The 3472-nt window shown below is 50.0% G+C and carries 1 protein-coding gene; it reads left to right on the top strand.

Going from position 1 to position 3472, the window contains the following annotated elements:
• Positions 1 to 3472, top strand: a 3472-nt coding sequence (locus AQR02_RS06915; RefSeq protein ID WP_209444130.1) for a cadherin-like beta sandwich domain-containing protein, incomplete at both ends; no start/stop codon positions are given.

The raw sequence follows: 3472 nt of genomic DNA on the forward strand, positions 1-3472 counted from the left end.
CAGATGTGCGAATTGGCGGTGCGGTTGCTAACGCCTCAGGAATCTGGAAGGTTAACGTAACCCTTGTGGATATGGGGAATCAGAGTATGCACGCCTTATGGGCTGAAACCGAAATGAATCAAGTAAAATTACAATCGGCAAAAGCCTATACAGAGTATGATGTGAATCTGCCGCAGCTTGTGAGGATAGCTTATTCTCAAGCCCCTGCGGGCAGATGGATTTCGGTGGAAGTAGGCAAGAATATTCCTGATCTGCCTTATACCGTCGTCCCTGGACATCCGTTCCTGTTCGACCTGGAGTTTACACAGCCGGATCAGGTAGAGAACGTAAGAGTGTACATGGAGGGCCAGGATGGAGAGTCCATTCCGGCAGTAAGGGAAGGCAGCTTGTTCCGTGCCACTGTACCGACAACTCAAAGTGCATTGGGTGCTATTTATGTAGATTATGATGTTAAAAATCACCCTCGTACCTATGACGGAACTCTTCCGGACATCGAGCAGATTCGTGCATCAATGCCTCTCAAGATGAGAGACTTCGAAGTGGTATCGATGAAGAAGTTTGCACTCGCAGATGGCAAATATTCAGGAGAAGTGGTTCTGAAGTTTCCGCAGCTGAGTAATGCCAGGATCAGTTATAAGATCACTGTCAATCCTGACTCCGGGTATATTCCAACCACTGGGGAGCAGGAACTGGCCCGCCGCTCAGGTATCCCTGTCGTACAGAAGACGTATGAGACTTCTGAGACAGAAACGTCCATGAGTCTTAAGCTTGGGGGTTACATTCCCAGCAACCTTTTATCTCAAGAACAAGGAAATCTAAGCGGCAAGAGTAGTCTCCTTGCGCTTCCTAATCTGGAGAACTGGGAGCATACAGCTGAATATTTCATGGAGATTAAGGGAGAGGTTGACGAAGTAAAGGGCAATATCGATGAGATTAAGGGACAATACGAGGATTACATGGAATATGCCGGTAAGATCAACAAGATCATGCATAACGTTGAATCGAGCGGTATGGATTGCCTGGACGAAATGCCGACAACGGCAAAAGAAGCCGGTAAAGCGCTGGCCGCGGTTATTCTCGGCGAAGTGGCCAAAACCGCAATGAGTGCGGGGACTGGTGTGATGGCCTTAACCGGAATCGGCGGATTCGTAGCAGGTCAGGTTACAAGTATTGTAAGTGACAGGATCGACAGCTATGTCGATGAACAAATCGATAATGTAGGTTCAGGCTACAATGAGTGTAATGAAGATCCGGACGAAGCAAAAAACAAGAAAAAAGGCAGGAAGGTTGCCAGTCCCAAGTGGATTTACGACCCAAGCGGCTTCGTGTATGAAGCGGTAGAGAGTAATCCGCTTGAAGGAGTAACCGCAACGGTGCTCTACCAGGACACGAATTCCGGAGCCTGGAAAGTCTGGGATGCTGCAGAGTATGAGCAGGTAAATCCGCAATTAACGGATGGAGCCGGGAAGTGTGGCTGGGACGTACCGCCGGGAAAATGGAAAGTGGTTTGGAGTAAAGCAGGCTATGAATCGCTGTCCAGCACAGAATTAGATGTTCCGCCGCCGCATACAGAAGTAAATGCGGGAATGATCTCACGGGCAGCACCACAAGTTTCTTCCGTACAAGGGGTTACTTATGAGGGTGGAAGCTATGTAGATATTACCTTCTCCAAATACCTTAAGGTGACTGAACTACCGAAGGGTGCAGTAATCGTTACTGGGGAGGATCAAAATCAGCTGGAGGGTACTGCTGAGTTTATTCAGCTGGAGAAAAGTGCGGCCGACCCTGGTATATCCTTGTCCCGGACCGTACGCTTCATCCCTAAGACTGACTTGACTGTTGAAGGGAAATACAGCGTCAAGCTAGGAAAGAGCTCTTTCAGCAGTTACGCAAATGCAATGATGCTGGATAAAGATACCGGTCCGCATCCGGTTAAGATGAGCGTGCTTGATGTCGAAGGTCCGACAGCAGTAAAAGCAAGTATGGAAAGCGGCGGACGGATGATCCGGATCACCTATAATGAGCCCATCCAAGCGATCGCGGATGCTGCGAAATTTATGCTGAATGGAACCACCGGCATCATCACTTCGGCGGTTACGGCTACCAAACAAGGCAGTGTAGAATCCCATGAGCTCCTGCTGTCACTCAGCGGTACTGTGATGGAAACCTCTCAGCTAACATTACTTGCGGGTGCCGTGAAGGATAAGGATGGAAATCCGTCAGGAGAAGGTTCCTTAGCCTTAACCCCAGATGTGAATCCGAATCTGAGTGACTTGGCTGTAGGAAGCGGGACGCTCACTCCGGCGTTCGATCCGGCACTAACCGAGTATAGTTTGACGCTTCCTGCGGGTACCAAGGAACTGGATATTACAGCAGTAGCTGCATACGAGGCTGCGAAGCTGAAAATAGGCGCGGAACCGGCGATAAGCGGATTAGCTAAAAAGGTAACGATTCCTGAGGATGGAATGATTCTAGTCTCTATTGATCTGGGAAGCGGGACTGCAGCGAAAGCATACCGGATTCAGGTGAATTTGGCCGGTGGAGGCGAGCCTACACCGACGCCGACAGCAACGCCAACAGCGACGCCAACGCCGACGTCAAGCGCATCGCCTACAGCGAGTGCAAGTGCAACACCAACACCTACAGCGACTTCAAGTGCGACACCGACGCCGACAGCAAGTGCAAGTGCATCGCCGACAGCGAGTGCAAGCGCATCGCCAACAGCGAGTGCAAGTTCGTCGCCGACAGCAAGTGCAAGTGCATCGCCGACAGCGAGTGCAACTGCAACGCCGACGGCAAATCCGACGGTAAGCCCTACGTCTACTCCAAGCGGGGAGCCGAAAGATCCGCTCGATGTAGGTGCAGGTGCGGAAATTACTAAACAAACCTCACCTGATGGTAAAGTAACTGTATACGTCAATATCCGAACAGAAGCAATAACACAAGCCTTAAAAGATGGCCAGAAAGCCAAGGAGCTCTATATTGAAATGAAAGAGCAGGCTGATGGGGTTGTCCTGCAAGTACCTGCCCAAGGAATTCTGCAATTGAAGGATGCAAAAGCCACATTGCTGGTAAAAACAGCGCTGATGAATGTCAGAGTCAATGCGGCAGCAGCTCTTAAAGGGACATCTTTGGCTGACGGTGCGAAGTACCGGTTAGTTATTGTGAAAACAGGGGAACCAGCAGTTACAGCCGAAGCAGCACGCAAACCGGGAAAAGGAATGAAGATGCTTACTTCTCCGGTAATTGTGCATGCCGAAACGATCAGCAGCGATCTGGCAGCACCGGCTCCACTTGCTCACGTCAAACAGGCTTTACAAGGTGAGTTCGCAGATCTGCCCGAGAAAACGGAGTCGGTTGATATTTACCGGTTCGATACGGCATCTGCACGATGGGTTTATGTTAAGAGTAGACCGAATGATAAGAACACAGGTCTGATGTTTGATATTAAGACCATGGGACCTTATGCGGC

The sequence above is a fragment of the Paenibacillus ihuae genome (assembly GCF_001368795.1).
In the GTDB taxonomy this organism is placed as follows: domain Bacteria; phylum Bacillota; class Bacilli; order Paenibacillales; family Paenibacillaceae; genus Paenibacillus_AQ; species Paenibacillus_AQ ihuae.